The 26,090-nt window shown below is 36.7% G+C and carries 18 protein-coding genes; 9 read left to right on the top strand and 9 right to left on the bottom strand.

Annotated features, from left to right (window positions below; genetic code table 11):
* Positions 1 to 388: 388 nt before the first annotated feature.
* A complete protein-coding gene (locus tag LF887_RS13010) occupies positions 389 to 937 on the bottom strand; it encodes a tetratricopeptide repeat protein (protein WP_236854640.1) in 549 nt (182 codons plus the stop codon).
* Between the two features lie 202 nt (positions 938 to 1,139).
* On the opposite strand from LF887_RS13010, the gene pepE reads away from it, so the two are divergent.
* The 4 genes from pepE to LF887_RS12990 all read left to right on the top strand — a co-directional run bounded on the left by pepE (position 1,140) and on the right by LF887_RS12990 (position 5,339).
* Positions 1,140 to 1,832 (top strand): dipeptidase PepE, encoded by a 693-nt coding sequence (gene pepE, locus LF887_RS13005; RefSeq protein WP_236854639.1) that lies wholly within the window; start codon positions 1,140 to 1,142, stop codon positions 1,830 to 1,832.
* Positions 1,832 to 2,698, top strand: coding sequence for a hypothetical protein (locus LF887_RS13000; protein ID WP_236854637.1), 867 nt, complete (start codon positions 1,832 to 1,834; stop codon positions 2,696 to 2,698). The genes pepE and LF887_RS13000 overlap by 1 nt, the downstream gene beginning before the upstream one ends.
* A 93-nt stretch (positions 2,699 to 2,791) precedes the next feature.
* Positions 2,792 to 4,165: a D-alanyl-D-alanine carboxypeptidase/D-alanyl-D-alanine-endopeptidase gene (dacB, locus tag LF887_RS12995; protein ID WP_236854636.1), complete on the top strand. Its 1,374-nt coding sequence runs from the start codon at positions 2,792 to 2,794 to the stop codon at positions 4,163 to 4,165.
* A 7-nt stretch (positions 4,166 to 4,172) separates the two neighbouring features.
* Entirely contained in the window at positions 4,173 to 5,339 is a 1,167-nt protein-coding gene (locus LF887_RS12990; RefSeq protein WP_236854635.1) for a sensor histidine kinase, read from the top strand.
* 144 nt (positions 5,340 to 5,483) lie between these two features.
* Here LF887_RS12990 and LF887_RS12985 read toward each other — a convergent pair whose 3' ends face one another.
* The 6 genes from LF887_RS12985 to LF887_RS12960 all read right to left on the bottom strand — a co-directional run bounded on the left by LF887_RS12985 (position 5,484) and on the right by LF887_RS12960 (position 14,437).
* On the bottom strand, positions 5,484 to 7,340 hold the full coding sequence (locus tag LF887_RS12985; protein ID WP_236854634.1) for a peptidase M61: 1,857 nt from the start codon (positions 7,338 to 7,340) through the stop codon (positions 5,484 to 5,486).
* 136 nt (positions 7,341 to 7,476) lie between these two features.
* The gene (locus LF887_RS12980; protein ID WP_236854632.1) at positions 7,477 to 9,108 is read right to left on the bottom strand and encodes a M1 family metallopeptidase; all 1,632 of its coding nucleotides are present in this window, start codon (positions 9,106 to 9,108) and stop codon (positions 7,477 to 7,479) included.
* A gap of 147 nt (positions 9,109 to 9,255) precedes the next feature.
* Positions 9,256 to 11,511 (bottom strand): reprolysin-like metallopeptidase, encoded by a 2,256-nt coding sequence (locus LF887_RS12975; RefSeq protein WP_236854631.1) that lies wholly within the window; start codon positions 11,509 to 11,511, stop codon positions 9,256 to 9,258.
* Positions 11,508 to 12,200: a hypothetical protein gene (locus tag LF887_RS12970; RefSeq protein ID WP_236854630.1), complete on the bottom strand. Its 693-nt coding sequence runs from the start codon at positions 12,198 to 12,200 to the stop codon at positions 11,508 to 11,510. The genes LF887_RS12975 and LF887_RS12970 overlap by 4 nt, the downstream gene beginning before the upstream one ends.
* A gap of 270 nt (positions 12,201 to 12,470) precedes the next feature.
* Positions 12,471 to 13,298: a twin-arginine translocase subunit TatC gene (gene tatC, locus LF887_RS12965; RefSeq protein WP_236854629.1), complete on the bottom strand. Its 828-nt coding sequence runs from the start codon at positions 13,296 to 13,298 to the stop codon at positions 12,471 to 12,473.
* Positions 13,299 to 13,477: 179 nt separating this feature from the next.
* A complete protein-coding gene (locus LF887_RS12960; protein WP_236854628.1) occupies positions 13,478 to 14,437 on the bottom strand; it encodes an SIS domain-containing protein in 960 nt (319 codons plus the stop codon).
* Between the two features lie 158 nt (positions 14,438 to 14,595).
* Between LF887_RS12960 and recQ the strand changes: the two genes are divergently transcribed.
* The 4 genes from recQ (at position 14,596) to lpdA (ending at position 20,322) form a co-directional block, all read left to right on the top strand.
* The gene (gene recQ / locus LF887_RS12955) at positions 14,596 to 16,800 is read left to right on the top strand and encodes a DNA helicase RecQ (protein ID WP_236854627.1); all 2,205 of its coding nucleotides are present in this window, start codon (positions 14,596 to 14,598) and stop codon (positions 16,798 to 16,800) included.
* A 411-nt stretch (positions 16,801 to 17,211) separates the two neighbouring features.
* Positions 17,212 to 18,291 carry a glycosyltransferase gene (locus LF887_RS12950; protein ID WP_236854626.1) on the top strand — a complete coding sequence of 360 codons (1,080 nt, stop codon included), beginning with the start codon at positions 17,212 to 17,214 and terminating at the stop codon, positions 18,289 to 18,291.
* A 67-nt stretch (positions 18,292 to 18,358) separates the two neighbouring features.
* Entirely contained in the window at positions 18,359 to 18,709 is a 351-nt protein-coding gene (locus LF887_RS12945; RefSeq protein WP_236854624.1) for a hypothetical protein, read from the top strand.
* Positions 18,710 to 18,918: 209 nt separating this feature from the next.
* The gene (lpdA, locus tag LF887_RS12940; RefSeq protein WP_236854623.1) at positions 18,919 to 20,322 is read left to right on the top strand and encodes a dihydrolipoyl dehydrogenase; all 1,404 of its coding nucleotides are present in this window, start codon (positions 18,919 to 18,921) and stop codon (positions 20,320 to 20,322) included.
* Positions 20,323 to 20,547: 225 nt separating this feature from the next.
* Here lpdA and LF887_RS12935 read toward each other — a convergent pair whose 3' ends face one another.
* Positions 20,548 to 20,994, bottom strand: a complete 447-nt coding sequence (locus LF887_RS12935; RefSeq protein ID WP_236854621.1) for a hypothetical protein — start codon at positions 20,992 to 20,994, stop codon at positions 20,548 to 20,550.
* A gap of 141 nt (positions 20,995 to 21,135) precedes the next feature.
* On the opposite strand from LF887_RS12935, the gene LF887_RS12930 reads away from it, so the two are divergent.
* On the top strand, positions 21,136 to 21,960 hold the full coding sequence (locus LF887_RS12930) for a S1 RNA-binding domain-containing protein (protein ID WP_236854619.1): 825 nt from the start codon (positions 21,136 to 21,138) through the stop codon (positions 21,958 to 21,960).
* Positions 21,961 to 21,998: 38 nt separating this feature from the next.
* Here the strand turns inward: LF887_RS12930 and LF887_RS12925 are convergent, their stop codons facing one another.
* Positions 21,999 to 25,907, bottom strand: a complete 3,909-nt coding sequence (locus LF887_RS12925) for a T9SS type B sorting domain-containing protein (RefSeq protein WP_236854618.1) — start codon at positions 25,905 to 25,907, stop codon at positions 21,999 to 22,001.
* Positions 25,908 to 26,090: the final 183 nt, after the last annotated feature.

The following is a 26,090-nucleotide window of genomic DNA, read 5'->3' as shown; positions in this document are numbered from 1 at the left end:
CAAGAAAGTTAAAAGTGACAAAATATTTTTAATACTTTTGTTATTTTAAGCTTCGGGCTTTGCTGATATAAAGTACACATAAGTTTTTGAAAATCTTTGATTTTCATCTGAAGTGAACTTCTTTATACAGGAAGGTACTACACTTTCTAAAGTGAACTCAAGTTTTTTTAGAATTATACAATGTTTAGATTCCGTAGGAATCCAGCTTTATCTGTTCCCACTTTTTGTAGGCTTTTTCGCCTATGCAGTAAGATAGTAACCTTTTTTGTGGGGTTGGCTGAGTGTTTTTATTAGAAATGCCACAAAGACATGGTTATAAAAAATGAACTGCCCCCAAAAAGTATTTCACTTTGTGAGGGCAGTTTAAAATTTCTGGATTTATATCCTTTTATGAATTTAAAGCTTTACTTAGTTTTAAAGCGTCCTGATTGGTAGGGTCATACTGTAATGATTTTGCAATATGCTCTTTTGCTTTAGCACGGTCACTTTGCTGTTCTGAAAAAGCAATATAAAAATAAGCATAGGCCAGATTCTTCTTATTTTGCTCTACTTCAGCAGGCTTTACAGTAGCAATATATTTTTCATAAGCCATTTTTGCATTAGCGTCATCTTTAGCAGATTGATAGGCATAGGCCTGACTGTAATAAGACGGAGCCCAATCTGGTAATAAAGCTGATATTTTTTTCCAGGTATCAATTGCATTAGGCCAGTCTGAAGCTTCCTGGTAGGCAGCTGCCAGTTTTGCCAGTGATTCTGTATCCTTTGGGTTTGCCTCAATTTGTTTTTTGAGCCCTTCTATAGCAGGATTACCTGCCTGACTTGTTGCAGTTGCGGCAACTGCAGTACTATCCGACTGAGTAGTCTGTGCATTTACAAAACCTGCACTTCCTACAAGTATTAAACCTAAAAATAGATTTTTAATATTAATCTTAGCCATTTTCATAATCTTATATTTTAAAGTTCTGGTTTCTGAAATTCAAGAATAATTCCAGAAAGGCTTAAATTTTAGAAGCTTTAAGTTTTTTTAGAAAATATTAACGGGATTCATGTTTTTTTTAGTTTAATTTTTGATTCGTTGATGTTTGAGTTTATCTTTGTCATTCGATTATTTTTTAATACATATAATTTAAAATCCCCGCATGAATATCATATTAGCCTCAACTTCTACCATTTTTGGTGGAGAATATCTGGAATATTTAAGAGAAGAATTAATTCAGTTATACACAGGAATTGACGAAATTATGTTTATTCCTTTTGCAAGACCCGGAGGTATTTCTCATGATGAGTACACGAAAAAAGCCCGCTCATTTTTTGAAACCATCAATATTAAGGTAAAAGGACTTCATGAGTTTGAAGATAAAGCAGAAGCCGTAAATCAGGCCAAAGGCTACTTTACAGGAGGTGGAAATACCTTTTTATTGGTTAAAACTTTACATGAAGAAGGTTTGATGTCTGTTTTAAAAGAAAATGTAACAGGTGGAAAAGCATATCTTGGATGCAGTGCAGGAAGCAATATTGGCGGTCAGAATATGAAAACAACCAATGATATGCCGATCGTATATCCGCCGAGCTTCGAATGTATGGGGCTGGTTCCGTTCAATATCAATCCTCATTACCTGGATCCAAACCCGGATTTGAAGCACAACGGAGAAACCAGAGAAACGCGTATTAAAGAATTCCTTACTCAGAATGAAAATAAAGTAATAGGGCTGAGAGAAGGAAACTGGATCAGAAGAACCGGGAACAATATAACCGTTGAAGGGAGTGAACTGACGAGAATCTTTGAAAAAGATAAAGAACCTTATGAAATAGAATCCGGAAGTTCATTGTAATGAAACAGGATGATATTGACCGTTTTATAGAGCGTAATCTTAAAAATTTCTCAGTTAACAGTACCGGATGGAATGAAATCATCCGGCAGATGTTATTTGAATTCGCCATAGGAGGCTGGAATCTTGAAAAAGATGTCTTCGGAAAAGAAATGTCTGGAGAATTAAGGTGTTATACTTACTCAGAAAATCCGGAACTCAACGGGATTATTAAAGATATTACCGGTAAATATCTGGTTATATCTGCAGAAACCTGTGAGATCTGTGGAAGCGAAGGAAAAAAAAGAACTGTTGATTCCGGGGAAACCACTTTATGTCTGAATCATTATCTTGATCGCCAGTCAATGATTGAGCTTGATGATGACCTGAATATTAAAGTCAGAAAAAAGAGCATTATTAATGTTCGGGATATTGCTAGAGCTGAAGTGGATTATGATCTTCAGAGAGTATGGCTGTATAAAGAGGATAGATCCGTGGCAGAGGATAAAGTGGAAAGTTTTTCGTGGCAGGAGCCTAACTATTATCTTCTTTTGAAAATGCTTCCTCTTCATCTGTTTCCGGAAGATCAGCAAAAGAATATTTCTGAACTGTTTGAGCATTTGGAATACTGTGAAATATGCGGGAACAAAGCCATTCACAAAAAATGGTGTCTTCGCTGCCACAATGAGTCCTGGGATAATTCTAAAATGTCTCAGGAAAGCCATAGTGATAAAGGAAATTATATAAAAGCCTGTCAGATCGATATCTATATAGATGAAGATGATTATGAAAAATATTTTAGATATGACCGGTCATTCGAGAAATCTCCTGATCATCAGGTCCTTTTTGGATATGCAGATCTCAGAGAATATGAAAAGATGCATTTTTAACTATATTTGATAAAGTTTTACAATGCTAAAAAGACTGCTGTAATCAGTAGAACCTCAGAATAGCAGTAAAGTAAAGAACCAAACTACAATGTAATGAAAAAAACACTTGCAGTCCTTACCCTGTGTATACAGGTTGTTTCTGCTCAGAATATTGCTCAGAAACTGGATAAAGCAACCAAAGATTTTATGGATTCTTCCGGCGCTGTTTCTTCCGGCCTGTCATTTTATGTTGCTGATGAAAATGGTAGTTTTATCTATGAATATCAGGGGAATAAGGGGCTTTCGACAGCCTCTACCCAGAAAATTTTCACAGCCGCCGCTGCTCTGGAAACCCTAGGGAAGAATTATACCTATACCACAACTTCCGGATATTCCGGAACGTTGTCAGGAGGAACTTTAAATGGAAATCTTTTTATACGTTCCAATGGTGATCCTACACTGGGAAGCTGGCGCTATGAGGGCTATAAACCCGAAAATTTTAAAAAAAAATTTATAGAAGCTCTTAAAAGCTCAGGAATCAAAAAAATATCAGGCGATCTGGTGATTGATGATTCTTACTTTGATCATCAGACTATTCCGGGAGGATGGCCGTGGGATGATCTGGGAAATTATTATGGAGCAGGAGTCTGGGGAATCAACTGGAGAGAAAACCAGTTTGATATGACCATGAACGGGACTGATTTTAAAGGATTTTCTTATCCTTTAGAAGGAGTACAATGGCTGAATGACCTGAAAACGGGAGGAAGCTCAGATCAGAGTTTGATTTTCACTGCCCCTCATTCTAATGTCGCCCTGATTAACGGAATGCTTCCGGGAGGAAAGGCTGTAACGGTTTCCGGATCTACTCCTAACCCGCCTTTGCAGCTGGCTGCAGAGGTGAAACAGTGGCTGAAGGAATCAGGAGTTGAGCTTTCCGGAAAAGCAGTGACGAATTCACAGCTTGAAATAGAAGGTAAACAGATTCTGAAAGCTCCCCAAAACAATATCATTCTGACTTATCAGTCTCCATCTCTGGATAAAATTGTTTATTGGTTTCTAAGAAAAAGTATCAATCTTTATGGTGAAACTTTAATTAAAACCCTTGGAAAAGAGAAAAAAGAAGATCCCAGCTTTAAAAGTGGAGTTTCTTATCTGAAAGAATTCTGGAAATCAAAGGGAATCAACCCAAATATGATCAATTTTGCAGACGGAAGCGGACTTTCCCCTCAGAACTACGTTGCCGCGAAAGCAGAAGTACAGGCTCTTTTATATGCTAAAAAACAGTCATGGTTTGATGCCTATTACGATGGTTTTCCCATGCAGGACAATGGCATGAAAATGAAGAGCGGGACGATGAGAGACACTAAATCTTTTGCCGGTTATCATACCGCTAAAGATGGCAAAAAATATGTATTCTCGATTATTATCAACAATTATCAGGGTAGCGGAAGTACAGAACTGCAGAAAATCCTGAATATTTTAAAATAAAATAACTTTGAGAAAATCAATACTCACCAGACTGAATAACTGGATTATTTTTGTAGTTATGACTACTTTGGTAATTGCCATTGTAGCGGCTTCAACATCGCTTATTAATTTTCTCAGAAAAGAGGAGATAAAAAGGATCAGCCTTCTTTCCAAAGCCATTCGGATACAGCAGGAAGTAAAAACTCCGGATACTGACGTTCTGGATCTGCTCCCGGATATCCTTAATATTAATAATACCATTCCGTTTATTGTAACGGATAAGTACAAAAATCCGATTCTTGATCTTGGGTATTACAGGAATATCCCTGAAAGCACCATCAAAAACCCCGAAGAGCTTAATGATCTTATAAGGAATATGGAGAAAAACTATGATCCGATAGAGATCAAAGTGCCGGACGGGAATAATCAGTTTGTGTATTATGATAACTCGAAGCTGCTCAACAATCTGCGGTATTCCCCTTATATCTTGGGATTGTTTATTCTTCTGTATTTTGGTTTCTCATTCTGGTTTTTCAGAACCATTAAAAAAACAGATGAAGGTTACCTCTGGGCAGGTCTGGCTAAAGAGACAGCCCATCAGATCGGAACGCCTTTGTCTTCAATGATTGGCTGGATGGAAATCATGAAGCTGGATAATCCCGAATCAGAAGGTGTACATGAAATAGAAAAAGATATCGAAAGACTAAGAACAATCTCTGAACGATTCTCAAAAATAGGCTCTATTCCTGAGCTGAATGATATGAATCTCAATGAAACGATTCAGGAGAATTATGATTACCTGAAAACCAGAATTTCCAGGAAAATAGATTTCACGCTCCATCTTCCTTCCTATCCGCTTTTGGTTCCGCATAATAAAATTCTGATGAGCTGGGTGATTGAAAACCTTGTGAAAAATGCAGTAGATGCTATGAAAGGGGAGGGAGCCATCACCATGTCTGTATTTGAAAGGAACAAAAATATTCTGGTGGAAGTAAAAGACAACGGAAGCGGAATGACAAAACAGCAGGCGAGAAATGCTTTTAATCCCGGATATTCTACCAAAAAAAGAGGCTGGGGACTGGGGCTTTCCTTAGCAAGAAGGGTTATACATGAGTACCACAACGGAGATATTAAGATTTCTCAGACTGAAATAGGAAAGGGAAGTACCTTCAGAATAACGATAAAAAAAGGGTAAATAAAATATCTTTCCTGATTAAATATTAAAACGTTATAGGTTTCTAAACTTATAACGTTTATTTTTTTGCTATAAATATTCTCATAGAAGGATTTCATATCTAAAAAAAGAGGCTGAACTTTTCAGAACAGCCTCGCCTTTATTCTATTTTTTACCAGTAAGCCACTGGGTTTGAAGTTTCAGCTCTTCCGGACTTGGATTGGCCTTGAATACGGGTGTTTCCATGGTCATTTTCTCAAGAATAGCTTTTCCTTTTAAAGTCATTTTCTCTTTCTTTCCGGCATTATCCCTCAGGATAGTTACCGTGACATCCTGCCCGTCTTTGATGGTTTGGGTATAGCCAATGAAATCCTGTACTTTTTTGATATCTACAGTTTTTCCATCTAAAGCAAGTACCTGGTCGGTGATTTTAAATCCTATACTTTTTGCGAAAGGTGAAAGGGCGGAACTTTCATCGAAAGCAAATGCATTGTTTTTATCATCAAAACCGGTTTGGTTAGGATCCTTAATAAACCAGAAAAGAGGCCGGCTTTCCTGCTTTTGTATATCTACACCTACCATTTTCAGGTATTCTGCGTAGGGAGTTGGCTGGTTTCCTGCAATATATTTATTATAGAAATCTTTTACCTGCGGATATCCTGTTACGGTTACCAGCTCGTCAATCAGCTTATCATCTTTAAAAGGTTTGTTTTCTCCAAATCTCTGAGACAGCTTTCTGATCATATCACGATAGCCCATTTCTCCATTGGAAAGCTTTCTCAGCTCAATATCAAGGCACATTGCCAACAGAGCTCCTTTTTCATAAACGTTTCTGTACTGATCTTTATAAGGCTCTTTCAATACATTTTTACTCATTACCGTAAATGGCATGGTATCATCATAATTTTTGGAGTTTGCTATTTTTTCACCAATTCTCTGAAGGAAGTGTTCTTTATCAATAAGACCCTCCTGAACCTGGAATAAATTGGCAAAATATTCTGTTCCGCCTTCATACATCCATAGATGCTGAGACATTTTAGGATCTGCATAATCGAAATAATGAATCTCTTCAGAATGGGTTTTTAATGGGTTGACAGTATGGAAAAACTCGTGAGAAACCACATCTGTAATCGTATTGTCAATAGCATCTTTCGGCATTCCTTCAGGAAGAACAACGCTGGTAGACTCATGGTGTTCCAGCGCTCCAAATCCTTTGATTTTCGGCCCGTCTCCTCCGGCAAGATAAAGCATGATCGCATACTTTTTGTTGGTATTCATATCTCCCAGAAATTTCTTCTGGGCAATAACCATTTTCTCCAGATTATCTTTAAAATCCGCTGCTTTGTATTTTCCGGTCGGAGAGTACACTCCAAGAACAAGCTCCATTCCTCCTGCATTGAAGGTAATGAAATCAGGCTTGGTATACATTAACGGCGAATCTGTTACTTTAGCATAATTGGCTAATGTAAAGGTATCTGTAGAATCTGATTTATCCTGATCTACTAAAGCTGTTGTACCGTAGAAATCAGTTGGTTTTTGAATAATCAGCTGATAAGGAACATCCTGCATATTGTCTATATAGCCAATAAATCCGTGAGTATTAACCATATAAACTTTTCCCTGCTCAATATCCGTTCCTGACGGAGAAAAAACAGCTTTATGCTTTGACGTATCCATTTCTTCATCAAAACTGTCGTTCACCAGATAAGATATCTTACTCAGGTTTTGAGCGTTTTTTAAAGAATATGTATTATCATTTACTTTTGTATAGGTAAGTTCTTTGCCTTTATTATCATAGAATTTAATTCCTTCTATAAATCTTCCGTAATCATCTTCAGAATAGGTTCCGGGAACTGTTTTAGGGAAATGAAATTTGACATCACCGGATTTCATTTTTGGAAATTCCATAGTAACGGCAACCTTGTCATCTTTTACATTCACAAGGTCAATAGTTGTTTTGATGGACTGTGCATTCGCTAAGAAAGCTGCGAATAGGCCCAGACTTAATGCTATTTTTCTCATTAGGTTTAAATCTTATAATTAAATAGTTGCTTTTTTTATCGTTTTGTTACGGATGGGAGTATTAAACTTTTCTTAAAATTTTATTACAGAAAAGCAAGAAGGCAAATTTGCTGAATCGCGAATTTGCCTTTTTATTTTATTGAACACTCTTATAATTAATATAATAGTTCGGGTTAAACTCAACCGGACTGTTTTTCTTAAGGGTTACAGTCTGCCACTGATCAGTAGGAGTAATAGTCTGATCACCATTGATTATTATAGGTAATTTTAGATTTTTCACGACCTCTGTATAGCGGAATTTCAGGGTTTCTCCATTTTGAGAATATTCAAGAGTAGGAATCATTGTAGTTCTCAGGTACTGATCAAAAATACTTGAAAAGTCAATTCCTGATTTTGATGAAATATAATTTTCAATCTGCTGGGTGGTAACAGTCTGATGATAAAAATCTTTACCCAGCCCTCTTAAAATCTGTCTGAATTTTTCATCATTATTGATGACCTGTCTTATCGTATGAATCATATTGGCTCCCTTAGGGTACATATCACCGCTTCCTTCATTCCTTACCCCATATTTTCCGATGATAGGAACATCATTGTTAATGATATTTCTAAGACCTATCATATAGATATCTGCCGATTTTTTATCCAGATATTTTTCGGTAAAAAGGACTTCGGAATACATGGTAAAACTCTCATGAATCCACATATCTGCCTGATCTTTTGCCGTGATATTGTTCGCAAACCATTCGTGGCCGCTTTCATGGATGATGATATAATCCCACTTCATTCCCACACCGGTTCCGGAAAGATCCCTTCCTCGGTAGCCGTTCTGATAGTCATTTCCATAGGCCACATTACTTTGATGTTCCATTCCTAGATACGGTGAGTCTACCAGTTTGTAGGAATCTTCATAAAATGGATAAGGTCCGAACCAATATTCAAAAGCCGAAAGCATAGGTTTTACCTGTTGAAACTGTTTTTTAGCCTTATCAAGATTATAATCCAGTACCCAGTAATCTAAGTCGAGCTTTCCTTTTTCCCCATCGAAAGTATCTTTAAAATTCACATACTTACCAATATTAGGAATGATGGAGTACGCATTGATTGGATTCTTCACCTGCCAGGTATACGTTGTTTTGCTGCCTTCAGTTTTTTTATCAATCAATCTTCCGTTTCCTACGCCTACAAGATCATTGGGAGTAATAATTTTCATAACGATCCCATTATCAGGTTCGTCACTCCATATGTCTTTGGTAGGAAGCCAGATAGATGCCCCGATTCCTTCATCTGCAACACTCATCCATGGATTCCCTTTTTCATCTTTAGTGAAAACCCATCCACCATCCCATGGAGCATTTTTAGCAATTGTAGGGTTTCCGGAATAAGTAACATCAATACTATATTTTTCTCCTTTTTTAAATTTCTTCTGAGTGGTAATAAAAATAAAATCACCGTCCTGCTTATAATTGGCAATAGGAAAGTTACCGGATACGTTATCAGCTTTCATAGGCTGTTGTAAATCAATCTGGAATGTAGGGCTGGTAATATCTTTTATGATTTCAAAGCTTATTTTATTGCTTCCTTTGATGCTTTTCTTTTCAAAATCAGGTTCTACAGAAAGATCATATTTCTTTACATCCCAGAAATCCCGGAATGAAGTATTGGAACCCTTTAACGTATCCTGTTTGGTGAAAACCTTATCTTTTTCAAAGAACTGACCAAAGACCAGCCCTGATGCAAATAAGAGTGTATATGATAATTTTTTCATTTAATACTTTATTATAATCTTTTCAAAAATAGAAAATTAAATTAACAGCCAAAGGGCAGAGAACAAAAATTGATCAGCTATTTTTTTTAATACATACCAAAGCCCGGAAATAACCGGGCTTTAATATATATATATTATAATAATATGCTATTTTTTGATGAATTTCAGATTTGAAGTTGTTCCTTTATCCTCAATTGAAATAATATAAGCTCCTGTGCTTAGTCTTGATACAGATATTTTATTATCTGTAAGCTGACCGCTCATTACTTTCTGTCCTGCCATATTGGTGATGGTATATAAAGCTTTAGATGAAACCTGTGTTACATTTAATATATCACTTACCGGGTTAGGGAAGATCTGAATTGAAGCTTTATCTTTGATCACGTCAGTGGTAGCAAGCAGCTGCTGAATAATAACCGGATAGTCTTCAACCTCACCGTACTGCAGACTGCTGCATCCGCTGCTTGGCTGAACATCATAGCCTAATGCAACTCTCATGATAACATTTCCTCCGGTATAAGCGTCTGCAGGAACAGAGAAGGTTCCTGAAACAGGAGTAATTATACTAGGTACGCTGGTATAGATCATTTCGGAGGAAGAAAATACTCCGTCTCTATTGAAATCAATCCATGCCGTAACTCCGTCATTGTATTGATCAGGGCTGGTCCATGCTTTGGTAATACTGATTACATTTCCTGAAGATCCCTGTGAAAGGGTAATCAATTTCGAAGGATCTGCGGTATAATCAGTATAAGGAGTATTGCTGCTGCTATTTGAAACCGGGTTCATTCCTACAGGCGTTACAGTAACATTAGAGATATACTCATCAGCTGCGCTTGTTCCTGTAATATTACATTTTGCGAATGAAAGGGTTGAGAAATTGGTTGACGTGGAATAACTTCCTAGTGTTCCTCCGCATACATTGGCTACCTGTACCTCATATTGAGAGGCATCCATAAGTCCGGTGATATTGTAGGCATTGGTAGATACAGGAACTGTAGTCCATGTTGTTGTTCCTATTTTTCTATACATTAAAGAATAAGTGGCTCCCTGCAGGGCGGTCCATTTCACAGTTGCAGAAGATTTTGTAATCCCTGTCACCGTAATTCCTGTTGCCGCTGCTGTAGTACACGCACCTGCAGATGCAGAAACAGTAGCATTACCTATTGCATAAAATATATTATCCACAGCACTTATTCTTAGTTTTACTGTAGAGTTGGCCGCCAAGGAAGTAAATGAGTAAGGTTCTGCTCCGTCATTTGGAGTGGACGGAGTAATCACGGTCCATGTAGTACCATTATCTGTGGTGTAGTCTATTTTTACATTTTGCACATTATAGGGAGCATTATTGGTATTCACTACATCCCAGGTAATTGCCGCAGGAGTATTATTATATATTGTAGTTGAAGTCACTTTGAATGGTCCTTCATTTCCAACATCTACCTTCATCAAACTGCTTTGAGTTTGCTGCTGGCTGATATCCTGGTTGTTATCCCTTACTGTTACCTTGAAATTCATCGTCCTAGGTACGTTGGAAACGGTTTCAAAATCTGTGGCATTTGAAAGAGTACCATTAAGAACGGTGGACAACTTAGGAAGATAACGTGTAGGAGAGGTTGTTGGGGTCAGAGATCTGAAGTTCGCTCCATTATTTCGGGCTGCATTTACAGGTCCGAAAGTAGAAGCTGCAAGATCATACTGTTCCCAGGTATAGGTCATTGGGTCGTTTTGAGCATCCGTTGCAGAAGCAGTCAATACAAAAGCAGTTCCTTTTGGAATCATTTTGCTGGCCATCGGCTGTATTACAGGAGGTGTATTGGAAACCTGTGTAATGTTACCACAGTCCTGAGAGTTGGTATATTTTGCTACTTCTTCTATGTTTTTGGTATGAAAATAAGCATCTGAGTGCATCTGAACATTCGCATTGGTAATCCCTGCATACCCCATGATTGTAGATCCTGAACCAGGTTCCATGTGAGCACCGTGTAGCGCAAGAGACATCGTATGGGCAGCCCCAAACTGATGGCCAATTTCATGAGCCACAAAATCTATATCAAAGTTATCACCGAAGGGCTGATTGGCTGTACTCGGTGATGTAATTCCAGCTCCTTTTGAAGTGTCATCATCATTGTCAACAGGATTTCTGCAGACGTTTCCTACATCACCGGCACTTCCTCCACCTCCTTTGTGGCCGAAGAAATGTCCGATATCATAAGCTCCACTGCCTACACCCGGAGTGTTGGTAAGGGTTTGCTGAACTTCCAGATTCCAAGCTGCAGGAGCATTGGTAACAACCGTTGTATAGGGATCAGTAGCCGGATCAGTAAAGATCAGCTGAGGGAAATCCTGAACAATCATGTGAATAGCAAAATCCTTTTCAAATACTCCGTTTACACGGTTCATCGTAGCATTGATACGGGCTGCTGCACCAGGTACACCCCCGCAAGCTGCGTATATTCACCATTTACAGAAATGGCGATTCTATAAGTTCTGTATTTCTGCTCACTATTTTTATGAAAATTTCCTGAGCCCTTCAGGACATTTTTCGACTTTAACAGCTTAGCGATTGCCTTTTTTGAGCTTTCAGGCTCTGAGGTTCTGCAATCAAAAGGATCATTCTGCGATTTGTTTGATTTAAAAAAGACTCCATAAACATCTTTTTCTTTATTAAGAGGCTCAATAAACTCATACTTTCCAGTACTGGAGTCAAAAAGCATAGACTGAAAATCATTAGGTGCAGTACTAAATCTGATCCGCTTATTAGGATTATCTACTCCTATACCTGTATAGGCCCCTAGCTCATATCTTTCTGCCATAGATTTCTCTACTACCGGTGAGCTATAAACAGAAAACCTCTCAACTTTCCCATCTGTTGTGGGTAGGGAGACTATTACCGGACTTGCTCCGTGTCCCGCTTCAGGAGCATTTTTTAAGAAATCCCTCAAAGAGGCAAGATCAAACTTATAGGAATATAAAACATTGACTTCCTTTCTTATAGGGGTCACTTTCTCAGAGACCGGTTCCCAGCGTTGTGCCTGTAAACCGGTTAAGCTTAATGCTAATGCGCAAACGAAAATAATTCTCTTTTTCATATTTTATTATAATTGTAATGATGTCGATAAATATACTATTTTTTATTATTTATTTAATAAAAACTGTTAATTCTGTCATATTCTGTTCTTAAAGTTAATTTTTAGAATGATTCATCTTCTTTTTGTTTCCTGTCTTTTAGTGAAAAAACAGGTAGTACTATGGAAATCAAAAAAAAGTGCTAACCTCCCGAGTGGGAAATTAGCACCTGTATTTGATTAGGGGAGGTTATTAAATAAATTATTTCTATATAATAGCCTTTTGTTTTTTTGTTATTCCTTTACAGCAGGAAGGGTTCCGTTATTTTTCTGTACTTTTTTATAGGTGAATGTACACATCATAATACTGAACTCATACAACACAAGCAGTGGAAGTGCGGCCATTATCATGCTTAAAACATCTGCCGGAGTAATAATCGCAGCAACAATCATGATCAAAACAATTGCATGACGGCGATAGGTCTTCATAAATGCAGGAGTAAGAATTCCTATGCTTGTAAGGAAATAGATAAGAATAGGAAAAAGGAAAATAATCCCCATACCTAAAACTACCTGCAGGAATAAAGTAGTGTAATCACTTAAGTCATATAGTGGAACTATAATATCCGAAATTTTGAAGATCACTCCAAAGTTAACAGCAAATGGAAGGATTAAGAAATAACCACATAGGACTCCGGTCATGAAAAGGATCCATACCGAATTAATAATATAGATGGAGTTCTTTCTCTCTCTTGGATGCAAAGCAGGACCAATAAAACGCCACAACTCCCATACAATATATGGAAATGCCGCTACCATTCCGCCAAAAACAGAAACCGCCATCATCACATTGAATTGCTGATATAGTCTTTGTACACGTACTGGGAACTCTTTTGGAAGATGAATACTGTCTTCTCCCAGAATCATTCTCGAAAAGTGATTCACAACTCTGAAAGTAGGGAAATCATTCCTCGTTGGGCCAAAAAAGATATGGTCCATAATCCAGTTGATATTGAAACCAACCACAAATGCAGCAACTACTATAGCAATAATTGAGCGGATCAGGTGCCCTCTTAATTCTCCAATATGCCCTAGAAAGGACATGTCTTTACCTTCACTCACAGAATAAATTTTTTAAAGTGACAAATTTATGAAATATTTAGATAAATGTCTGATGTTTGAAATTTAAATTATTGCCGTTTATATAAACTGAAGTCATATCCCCTTTCTTTAATATTCATTTTTTACAATAAAAAATTCTGATGAGCCATTCTATCTTAATTACTTCAAACTTCAGATTTCTAATTAATTCCTTCGTCTAAAAGTTTATGCAGATCTATAATTCCGAAATACTTTCCGTTTTCTGTCACTACCAGCTGCCCGATATTGTTTTCTTTTAGAATTTTCATCGCTTCTTTAGCTAGTGCACCTTTTTCTACGGTTCTTGGGTAGGCAGACATAATATCTTTTGCAAATACTTTACTGATATCTTCTTCCTTCATCAGCATCCTTCTCAGATCGCCGTCTGTGATGACTCCAATGATCTGATCCTCACGGGTAACTACTGTGATTCCGTGGCTTGATGCACTGATGGAGATGATAACATCTCTTATTGAAGCATCTTCTGTTACCTGAGGCTTCTGTGAAGAAAGGAATTGTTCCACTTTAGAGGTGAGGTTTTTTCCTAAGCTCCCTCCGGGGTGGTATCTGGCAAAATCATTAGCTTTAAAATCATTGAGTTCCATCAAAGCAACTGCAAGAGCATCACCCAGGGCCATCTGAATTGTTGTGGAACTTGTTGGTGCAAGTTTATTAGGACAAGCTTCAACATCCACATGGGTATCTAAGACAAACTCTGAAAATTCAGCTAATTTACTGTTCTTATTTCCCGTCATTCCGATTAATGCCGAAGAATAATCCCTTAAGTAAGGAACAAGATTCGCTATTTCAGGAGAGTTTCCGGAATTGGAGATGCACAAAACAACATCCTGTTTCTGGATCACTCCCAGATCTCCATGAATAGCCTCCGAAGCGTGTAAAAATTGAGAAGGTGTTCCCGTAGAGTTAAGAGTTGCAACAATCTTATTGCCGACATGGGCAGATTTTCCTATTCCTACTACAATCAGCTTCCCTTTTGCTGAATGAATAATCTCTACTGCCTGGGCAAACTGGTCATCAATTCTGTTTTTTAATTTTTCAAGTTCAGAAATTTCTATCTCTAAAGTGCTTTTAGCAATTGATACAATGTTAGTTCTATCCATTTTATGATGATAAGGTATACAAAAAAGTTCTTAAAAAACGTTATATTTTAAAAAGAATATTTAATATAAGTTTTATTTTTTATAAATTCGTTCGCTTTTATTTTAAGCAGAAATGTTATAACTTTGGGTGACATGCAAATTTAGCAATAGAAAATTAGATGAGCGCAAAAAAAGCCAATTTATCAGGCGAATTGAAAAAGTATTTTGGGTTTTCTACATTTAAGGGCCAGCAGGAACAAATTATAGATAACCTATTGAATGGGAAGGATATTTTTGTTTTGATGCCTACGGGAGGTGGAAAATCATTATGTTATCAACTTCCGGCACTTATTTCGGAAGGTACGGCAATAGTCGTTTCACCCCTAATAGCGTTGATGAAGAATCAGGTAGATGCAGTGAATGGCCTTTCATCGGATGATGGGGTAGCACATGTATTGAATTCATCATTGAATAAGACGCAGACCAAACAGGTTTTTGACGACATAAAAAGCGGCAAAACCAAGCTCCTGTATGTAGCTCCTGAATCATTAATTAAAGATGATTATCTGGAGTTTTTGAAAGATGTGAAGATTTCATTCTTTGCTATTGATGAAGCACACTGTATTTCGGAGTGGGGACATGATTTCAGGCCAGAGTACAGAAATCTGAAACAGATTATAGATAAAATCGCCAACGTACCGGTGATTGCTTTAACAGCAACGGCAACCCCTAAAGTTCAGGATGATATCCAGAAAACTTTAGGAATGACGAATGCGTTGGTGTTTAAAGAGAGCTTTAACCGGCCAAATCTATATTATGAGGTATGTCCTAAAATCAATGTAGACAGGGAGATCGTTAAATTTATCAATCAGCATAAAGGGAAATCAGGGATCGTGTATTGCCTGAGCCGAAGAAAAGTTGAAGAATTTGCCCAGCTTCTGCAGGTGAATGGAATCAACGCACTTCCTTACCATGCCGGTCTTGATCAGAAAGTGAGAGTAGCCAATCAGGATAAATTTCTGATGGAAGAAGTAGATGTTATTGTAGCTACCATTGCTTTCGGAATGGGAATTGACAAGCCGGACGTACGATTTGTGATTCATTATGATTTTCCTAAATCATTGGAAAGCTACTACCAGGAAACGGGAAGAGCAGGAAGAGATGGTGGAGAAGGACACTGCCTGGCATTCTATGATCCGAAAGATATTGAAAAATTAGAAAAATTCCTGGCACAAAAACCTGTTTCTGAAAGAGAAATAGGATTGCAGCTGCTGAATGAAGTAGTAGGCTATGCTGAAACTTCTATGAGCAGAAGACAGTATATTCTGTGTTACTTTGGTGAGAACTTTGATCCGGTGAAAGGAGCTGGTGCGAATATGTGTGACAATTCATCCAATCCCCCAAAATTAAAAGATGCTACTTTAGATTTAAAGAAATCTCTGGAACTGATTAATGACACCGGAGAAAAATTTAAGTCCAAAGACCTTATTTCTGTTATTGTAGGAAAGGAAAATGCAGTGACAAAATCTTATAAACTTGAGCAAAGCTCTTATTTTGGCTTTGGAAAAGAAGAAAAAGATAATTATTGGAAAACGATTCTGAGACAGGCAACGGTTCAGAGTTATTTACAGAAAGATATTGAAACCTATGGTGTTCTAAAGATTACCGAAAAAGGAAGAAATTTTCTGAATGGTAAATCCAAAGAGAATTTCTTAATAGCTGAAGACAGAGAATTTGATCTTACACAAGCCAAAGCAGAGAGTGACCAGGTACAGCAGCAGGCTAATGGAAGTCTTGATCAGAACCTTTTTAATCTACTCAAAGAGCTAAGGAAAAAAGTTGCCAAAAAACATGGAATTCCTCCTTATACTGTGTTTATGGATCCAAGTTTGGAAGATATGACAGTTCAGTACCCAACAAGTGTAGATGAAATCAATAAAATCTATGGAGTAGGGGAAGGAAAAGCTAAAAAATACGGGAAGGAATTTGCCGATTATATCAAAACATATGTTGAGGATAATAATATAGAACGTACCCAGGATATGGTACTGAAACAGGTGGCCAATAAATCAAGCCACAAGGTCTTCATTATCCAGAGTACAGATAAAAAAATCGATCTTGAAGACATTGCAAGAGCTAAAAATCTTTCTATGGATGAGCTTCTGAAAGAAATGGAGCGTATTGTATACCAGGGAACGAAGTTGAATATCGATTATTATATTGAAGATAATTTTGATGAAGATATTGTGGATGGCTTCATGGAATTCATGAATGAATCCGAAAGTGATAGTATGAAAGTACTACTTGATGAGTTCGGAGATGAACTTTCTGATGAAGAAGTGAGAATGCTGAGAATTAAATTTATCAGTGATGTAGCTAACTAAGGACGTTTTAAAAAAAATATTAAAAGCTCTCTTTGAAAAAAGGGAGCTTTTTATTGTATATGTTCCAACTTTGTTATTCCATAATAATTTTTTTTTGTTGTTTGTCAACTAAATGAAAATATTTTTTTGAATAATTATTAAATATTGGAACACGCAAAGGCGCAAAGAATTGATCTTACTATGAATATATAAGACGCTGGAAAATCAAAGATTTCCAGCAAAGAAAGAGTGAGGATCTTATTTGCAATGAATAAAAGAACACTTTCAATTTTATCGCAGACAAAGTTTTGCATTATTCCAACATAATATTGAATAGTATTTCACTTTTAAGAAGGATTAAATTTTGCTTATAAGCAATCTTCAGCGTCTCAATATTTGACTCATAATGAAAGTTTTTAGTAACTTTAACTAATGAAAAAGATATCAGTAATATTTATCCTGCCGGACTTAGAAACCGGGGGTGCTGAAAGAATTGTTACCACTATAGCGAATCATCTTTCCAGAGATCGGTTTGAGCCAAAGATTTTGCTGTTACGTAAAAAAGGCGGATATCTTAATTTCCTGAAAAAAGATATTGAAATCATAGATATCAATACTGAGAGAATCAGACATTCATTAAAGCCAATTTTAGGAGAGATCTACAGAAGAAAACCTGATATTGTGTTTTCCGGTTTTGGGGAAGTGAATGCTTACTTGTCGCTATTTATCAAACTGTTTCCAAGAACAAAATTTATAGCCAGAGAAACCAATGTGGTTACCCAGCATGTAACCCGTAAAGAGATTAAATTTTTCTATAATTTTTACAATAATTATCAGCGAATTATTGCGCAAAGTGATGATATGATGTATGATCTTGTTGATAATTTTAATATTAAAAAGAAAAAAATTGTTAAGATCAATAACCCTGTAGATTTTGATTTTATTGAGGATAAAATAGCATTGTCTTTAAAACCCGAATGTTTCAAATACAATTATAAGAACGTGGTTGCAATCGGCAATTTATCTTCCAGAAAAGGTTTTGATAATCTGTTGAAGGTTTTTTCAAGACTGAAAAATGAAAACATCATGCTTCATATTCTGGGTGACGGAAAAGATAAAGAGCTTCTCCTGCAGACAAAAGAACTTTTAGGATTGAAAAAAGTTATTTTCCATGGCAGACAGGATAATCCCTATCAGTATCTGAAGTATGCTGATTTATTTGTCCTTTCTTCAAGATATGAAGGTTTTCCCAACGTTCTTCTGGAAGCAGGAGCCTGTGGAACCTATTCACTAGCCAATAACTGCCCGGGAGGGATTAATGAGATTATCCAGAACAATGTAAATGGTGAAGTTGCAGATATTGAAAATTATGACGGTTTTGCCCAGCAGATTATAAAAGTACTTCAAAATAACTATAACAGAGACGCTATAAAAAATTCAATTAAATCCAGGTTTTCAAAGAATATTATATTAGATGAATATGAGAAAGTTTTGCTGGATCTCATGAAGTAATATGACCATGTCATTTGTTTCATGCAGTTTTATTTTCTTAGATTTGGATCTGATAAAATAGATGTAAATGAATAAAATTCCCCAAATAGGATGCGCTTGTGAAAAACCTGACTCTAATTATACTGAGTATAGAAGCTCGGAATTAGGTACAGATCATGCTAATGGAAGATACGGAGAGGTAACGATTCAACAGTGCAAGTTGTGCCAGAGAATATGGATTCATTATTTTGTGGAATATGAAAGCTTCTCCAAATCAGGAAGATGGTACAAAGGAATAGTGTCGAAAAAAGACCGTTCACAGATCACTTCGGAAAACGCAGTAGAATATCTGGAAAGCCTTGAATGGTATGTGTATGGCGGTTCTTTTTTTGAAACTACCGGTGCATTTGGGCAGGGAAAACTGGATGTGAGTTTATAATATTAGCTGAAAAACCATTTGTTTTGGCGCAATTTATTTGAAGGAGGACGGTGAGGGAAATATAAAGCTCATAAAATAACAATTTTCATAAAACTAAAGCATATAATTATCATTTTTAAAATTGATAAAACTCACTTTGGTGCTTGGTAATTTATATGTAAATTTGTGAGAATTAAGATAGATAATAATAAACAAATTCATACAATAACATGAGTCAATTCGATGTTACCGTAATAGGTTCTGGTCCTGGAGGATATGTAGCTGCGATCCGTGCAGCTCAATTAGGTTTCAAAACAGCAATTATTGAAAAATATTCAACTTTAGGCGGAACTTGTCTTAACGTTGGATGTATTCCGTCAAAAGCGCTTCTTGACAGCTCTGAACATTTCGAAAATGCAAAACACAATTTTGCAGGCCACGGAATTATCATCAATGAGCCTCAGGCAGATATTGCCAGAATGATTGAGCGTAAGAATGAAGTGGTAAAACAGAATACAGACGGGATCAATTACCTGATGAACAAAAATAAAATCACTGTTTTTGAAGGATTAGGAAGCTTTGAATCTGGAACTCAGATTAAAATCACAAAAAACGACGGTTCTTCTGAAACAGTAGAATCCAAATATACAATTATTGCAACAGGTTCTAAACCAACCGCTTTACCTTTCATCTCTTTAGATAAAGAAAGAGTGATTACTTCTACAGAAGCTTTAAACCTTAAAGAAATTCCTAAACATTTAGTAGTAATCGGAGGTGGAGTTATCGGATTAGAATTAGGTTCTGTATACCTAAGATTAGGAGCTCAGGTAACTGTTGTTGAATTTATGGATAAAATCATCCCTGGAATGGATGGAGCTTTAAGCAAGGAATTGACTAAAGTTCTTAAAAAACAGGGTATGAAGTTTATGCTTTCTACTGCGGTTTCTGCGGTTGAAAGAAACGGTGATACCGTAAAAATTACTGCTAAAGATAAAAAAGGTGAAGAAGTAGTAGTAGAAGGAGATTACTGTCTGGTTTCTGTAGGAAGAAGACCTTATACAGATGGTCTTGGTCTTGAAAAGGCGGGAGTAGAGCTTGACGAAAGAGGAAGAGTGAAAGTAAACGACCACTTACAGACTAATGTTGCTAATATCTATGCTATCGGAGATGTTATCAAAGGCGCAATGTTAGCTCACAAAGCTGAAGAAGAAGGTGTTTTTGTTGCTGAAACATTAGCAGGGCAAAAGCCGCACATCAATTATAATTTAATTCCTGGTGTTGTTTATACATGGCCGGAAGTTGCCGGAGTAGGTAAAACTGAAGAGCAGCTGAAAGAGGAAGGTGTCGCTTATAAAGTGGGTTCGTTCCCAATGAGAGCATTAGGAAGAAGCCGTGCAAGTGGTGATATCGATGGTCTTGTGAAGATCATTGCTGACGAAAAAACGGATGAGGTTTTAGGAATGCATATTATAGGTGCAAGAGCTGCTGACCTTATTGCAGAAGGAGTAATTGCGATGGAATTCCGTGCAAGTGCTGAAGATATTGCAAGAAGTTCTCATGCTCACCCAACATATGCAGAAGCTATTAAAGAAGCTGCATTGGATGCTACAGGAAAAAGACCAATCCATATGTAAAATTTGATTAGGAGACTTAATCATTCAATATAAAAAGGAGAGACCATCAGGTTTCTCCTTTTTCGTTATCAAAATGGAAACTGATTTTTGAAAAATTAGGTTTGAAGAAGATGTACAAATACATGAAGGTTCTCTAACCTAAATCTGATAAAATGTAATACAGACGGGCTTTAAGTCCATTTATTATTTATCACAAAGACCAGCCTAAGCTAAAACTTATCCTTCTTACATCATCTTCATCCGGTCGTAAAATTTTGTATTATTTGGAGCAATATTGAATTGTATCCCAAAGGTTACCCCTTTAAAGTATTTATCTCTTTGAATAGGAAAAGCATATCCTGTATTGATAAAGAAAACATTGAATAATGAAATGCCAAGTCTAGGCTCCAATGAATACTGGTTCGCGGATATACCAAACATCATTCCGTTATTGAGAAAATTAATATTTGCTTCCGGAATAAATTTATCTGTCTCGTTGATACGGGTATATAGAATGGAAGGGCCAATAATGATAGATTTATAATTACCATCACCAAATCTATATTCTAATCCGGCCTGCAGTACGTTTCTTCCTGTATAACGGTAGGCAAGATTAACTGCTGTTTTCTTCAATACCTGAGCTTTGGAGAAGATTAGACAGAAGATTAAAGTCAGTACAAAATATTTTTTCATATTTTTGAGCGTTTCTTTATTCAAATGTACACGTTTTGCAGGTTTTATGAAAGATAAAGTGAGTCTTAGAAAGATTATAACAGTATTAACTAGGTTGACATCTTCAAATTTCCGTACCTTTGTCAGCTAATTTTATCATCAATGCAACTCGGAAAAACTCAGACTTTAAAAATTTCAGAAAAAATCAATTCAGGATGGATGCTCGTGGACGAATCCGGCGAGAAAGCTTTTCTGCCCAAAATTTTCATCCAGGAAGAAAAAGAAACAGGAGAAGAGGTTGAGGTTTTCGTGTATCAGGATGACGACAAATTAAAAGCTACTACTGAAATTCCTTTGGCTGAAGTAGGTGAGTTCGCCGTAATGGGCTGTGTACAGAGCCTTCCAAGTGGTGCATTTATGGACTGGGGAATCATCAAAGATTTATTTATCCCTTATAAGCAGCAGAAAACCAAAATTATCGAAGGAAAAAGATATCTGGTTTATATCTACGTGGAGGAAGAGATGGGGCTGATTACAGGAACCACAAAATTCAAAAGAAATCCACAATATCAGGATCTTCCGTTCAAAAAAGGAGACAAAGTAGATCTTCTAATGATGAATGAAAGCGAATTGGGCTGGAATGTGGTAATCAATAAACAGTATATCGGTTTGATATATGCTTCTGATGTTTTTAAAAAATTATATCCTTTATCAGAGGAGACAGGATATATAAAAGATATCCGTGAAGATGGTAAAATTGATATTTCCCTTCAGCCGGTTGGTTTTGAGAATATTGATGAATTCAAGCAAAAAATTCTGAATAAGCTAGAAGAAAATTACGGCCTTCTCTATGTGTCAGATAAATCAACTCCTGAAGAAATCAAAGATGAGCTGAATATGAGCAAAAAGAATTTTAAAAAGGCTATCGGCGGACTTTATAAGGATAAGATCATTGATATTTTAGAAGACAAAATCAAATTACTATAAAAAATAAAAAGAGCAGAATTTTCTGCTCTTTTTTGTTGCTATCTGTTTTTGATGAGAAGCCAGCCGTTGTATATTCTTCCATCAGAAACTTTGATGATATACCAGTAATTTCCTGTAGCCACAGGCTGTGAATCATATTTGCCATCCCATTGGAAGGGTTTCTTGTTTATAATTTCTTTATAAATTATGACGCCTTGTCTGTCATATAAATAAACTTCTGTTCCCGGATAATTTTCCAGTCCTGATATTTTCCATGTGTCATTCACTCCGTCCCCATTAGGGCTTATAGCATTAGGAATATTAAATATAGAGAAATTTTTCTGCCCGATGTAACAGCCGGACTTTGTTCTCACATACACCGTGTATTCTCCCATTGTTAAATTGGTAAATATATTAGAGTCCTGCCATGTAGCATTATCCAGAGAATACTCATAGTTTCCGGATGCGGAAAGGATAACTGTAGCGGTGTTATTAGTAATATTTATCGATACAATATGAGCTAGTAATGAATAGGTAACCTGCGTAGAGCTGCTGTTTTCACATCCAAAATTATTGGTGACCTTTACCGAATATGTTCCGGGAACTGATACTGTAATGGTTTGAGTGGTAGCGCCGGTATTCCACAGATAAGATTTAAATCCTGATCCTGCATCCAGAATAACTGACTTTCCCTGACAGAAATCCAGTTTTTCAGGAAGGTTAACAAAAGGTTTTGGATTGATAGTCAGATCCAGTCTTACCACTTTAAAACATCCATCTGTTGTAGCTACTTTTACATATATAAGTGATGATCCTGTATTCATAATATAAGCAGATGGGTTGGCTATAGGGTTTCCTGCTCCATCAGTATACGTGATAATATAACTGCCCGGATTGTTAATGATACTGGCGTCATAATTATGAAGATTAACCGTCATTGTATTTCCGGTAGTATCATTACAAAATGTGTCTGCAAAACCTTTTGCGGGAACATTGCCTAAAGAAAGTGTTACCGTGATGGCCATTTTTTCAGACTCACAGTTATTGATAGTTTGAGTTACATAGTAGGTCTGCCCATGGATAAGTGGAGTAGTTACAGGTAATACAGTCCCCGCAGCATTATAAAATATCAGTGAAACCCCTGTTATGATCAATTTTTCTAATGTAGGATTGGCAGAAGCACAGAAATCCTGGTTAGCATTTGCACTTGGCTTAGAAGTGGTATTTACCGTTACCTGAACTGCAATTTTGTTGCTTTCGCAGCCATTGATCGTTTGGGAAGTATAATAAGTCTGTCCGTTCACAAGAGGTGTTGTTACCGGCAAGACTGTTCCCGCAGCATCATACCATTTTAAATTCTGACCTGTAACCTGAATATCTAATATTTTTGGATTACTGGTAGCGCAGAAAGTTTGATTTAAGTTAGTTGCGACCGGAAGAGAAGGTGATGTAACAATTATATTTTGATTTTGACTTGCAGTATTTCCATTACCATCATTATAAGTCCAATGGACAATATAGTTTCCGGGAATTGAATAGGATAGTGGATCCGTTGTTGTTGCAGTAATTGTTCCTGCGCAATTATCCGTAGCGGTTGGGAAATTGGTGATTACTGTATGGCAGTCTCCTGAGATATCTGCTAAGCTGAAAGTATTAGGAACGGGGGCAATAGCATCGCCTACGACAACATTTACCGTAAAACTACCGTCACAGGCTCCGGAGCCGGAAACCTGGCATGTATAATTTCCTGAGCTTGCCGCTGCAGCATTGGGAATAGTAGGATTTTGCAGATTTGATGTAAAGCCGTTGGGTCCGGTCCAATGGTAAGTTGTCCCTCCTGTAGCATTGAGCTGAACCGTGTTATTAGGACATACCGGAGAATTGGAAGTAACTACTGCCGCGGAAGTACAGTCTTGAAATTTTGCAATAAACATATCATTACCACCGCCTTGTGATTGTTGGAATGTTCCGGGAGTTGCAATACCGGAAGAGTTTCCACTTGACATTCCGGTAAGATAAATAGCGCCGTCTTCATCTTTTGTTACCAGACCTAATTGTGTAGCTCCATTTCCTTTATAATAAGTTCCCCATTCTTTTACATCGTTTTGATTGTATTTAATTAAGAATGTTGAAATATACATGGCCGGCATTCCCATATATGCCCCCGGAGTGGATATGTCGGGCTGTCCGTTTGAATGCAGTCCTGTAAAGAAGACATTACCGGAAGTGTCTGGATAGGCTAATATCTGAGGGTCTCCGGTAAAATTAAAGTAGCTTTTTGTAATTGCATTGGTGGCTAAATCCACACGCCATACACCTGGTTGTCCCATATAAGACGCTGGTGTAGAGTATTTTCCGGCAAGAATCAAAGTATTATTAACAATTCTTGCTTTCCATACTAATTCAGACCCTGAATTGCCGTAATAGCTTGATCTGAGAATGTTATTTCCGGATTTTGACATTTTTAAGTAAATACCATCAGATTCACCGCCTTTTACAGACTGGAAAGCATTAACCATAGGAATGGTTGAAGATTGTGTAGCTCCAATAATCTCCAGATCATTAACAGAAGAGAAAATGTGAAAAATAGACGTAGAACCATCACTCCGTCCAAAATAAGTTGCCCAGTCAACGCTGCCCGTGGTGGAATTTAAAGAGGCTAAAATACCGTCTGTATATCCTATAGGAGTAGATTTTGTAGGCTGCATTGCATTTACTGTAGGAAAATCTGGACTGAAAGCATCTCCGCCAATATATACATGATTTTGGTTATAAGAAACAGTATAAAGCTCATCTTGTCTGCTTGAAACAAATTCCTTTTCAAATACGAGACTTCCGTTACTATTGAATTTTGTTAAAACAATATTTTCGTTATATGGCCCCCTTTGAACAGTTCCTCCCGCAAAAATATTAAAGCTTTCATCAAAATCAACATCCATAAATCCATCCGTCATTCCAAAACCGTAGTATGTTCCCCACAGCCTTTGACCATCTTTATTTATTTTCATTAAAAAAGCATCGAAATTTCCTGCTAAATTTTGCTGATATGTTCCTGATGTTGCAAAGTTTGTTGTACTGGTAGTTGTTCCATGTAAATAACCTGTATTTTGAATATCTGTCTTCATTTTTCCATATTCATCCCCATAGCCTCCTGCATAGCTTCCCCATATTCTTGTAGGTACAGGATCTATGACGATCATTTTATTTGAAGTATTGATTGGAGTAGTAAAGCCAAAAGTTTGGTTTCCAAAATCTTTAAAAGTAACATCAATGTTTTTCTGAATACTCCCTGCAATCCAGCTGTTGGGAATATCTTCATGAATCTCGCCAAACCTTACAGCCATGGTTAGTTTACCGTCTTTGATTAAGGCAGGAGAACCATTGAATTTCATTTTTATATCTGAAACCTTTCCGCCCGGATTGATGAGGAAATTATATTCAATGGGTTTTAAAGTATCCTTGGGTTTGAAGAATACCAGGTCTATATTTGGGTATATATTCTTGTATTTTACTTTTTGATAGCGATGCACGTTAGTTATACCCTTAGAATTATTGGGAAGGTTATAATAGTTTTCATAATCCCTGGATCTGCCCTCTGCTGTGATAATCGCTTTTTTATTGGAACCTAAAAGTTCAATATCTATTCTGTGATTCATTTTTTCATAAATGAATTCATCAGTATTATAGAGCTTAGGATTGGGAAGAATATTTTCTTTTTTTTGCAAGAAGTTGGAATTAGCTGTTTTCCTTACTTCATATACATCATAAGAAAACCCGCCGGAGCGAAGCTGTACATTCAGCCCGTTGGAATGAAAGAGGTATTTCACATCTCTATTTTCTTTCCCGTCCTGATCAATGATCTGGCCTTTGTTTTCGTAAAAATAGTATGAATTGTTTTCCGAAGTCTTTTTCTGTGAAAATAGAAGTATTACACTCAAAACTGAGAACAGTAATAAAATTTTTTTCATCGGTTATTAATTTTTGCGGCAAAGATATAAAAATCAGCTTTCCATTAAATAATAACAACTCTCTTATTCATGATTTCTTTTCAAAAAATATGATGGATATCATAATAATTGTGTTTAATATTTTTGTTTAACAATTTTGTCAAAAATAAAATTTGATATAAATTTGCACAAATTTGTTTAACA

Origin of the sequence: Chryseobacterium sp. MEBOG06, from assembly GCF_021869765.1 — a bacterium.
Lineage (GTDB): Bacteria > Bacteroidota > Bacteroidia > Flavobacteriales > Weeksellaceae > Chryseobacterium.
The sequence above is the reverse complement of the archived record's forward strand: the minus strand, read 5'-3'. Positions and strand labels throughout refer to the sequence as shown.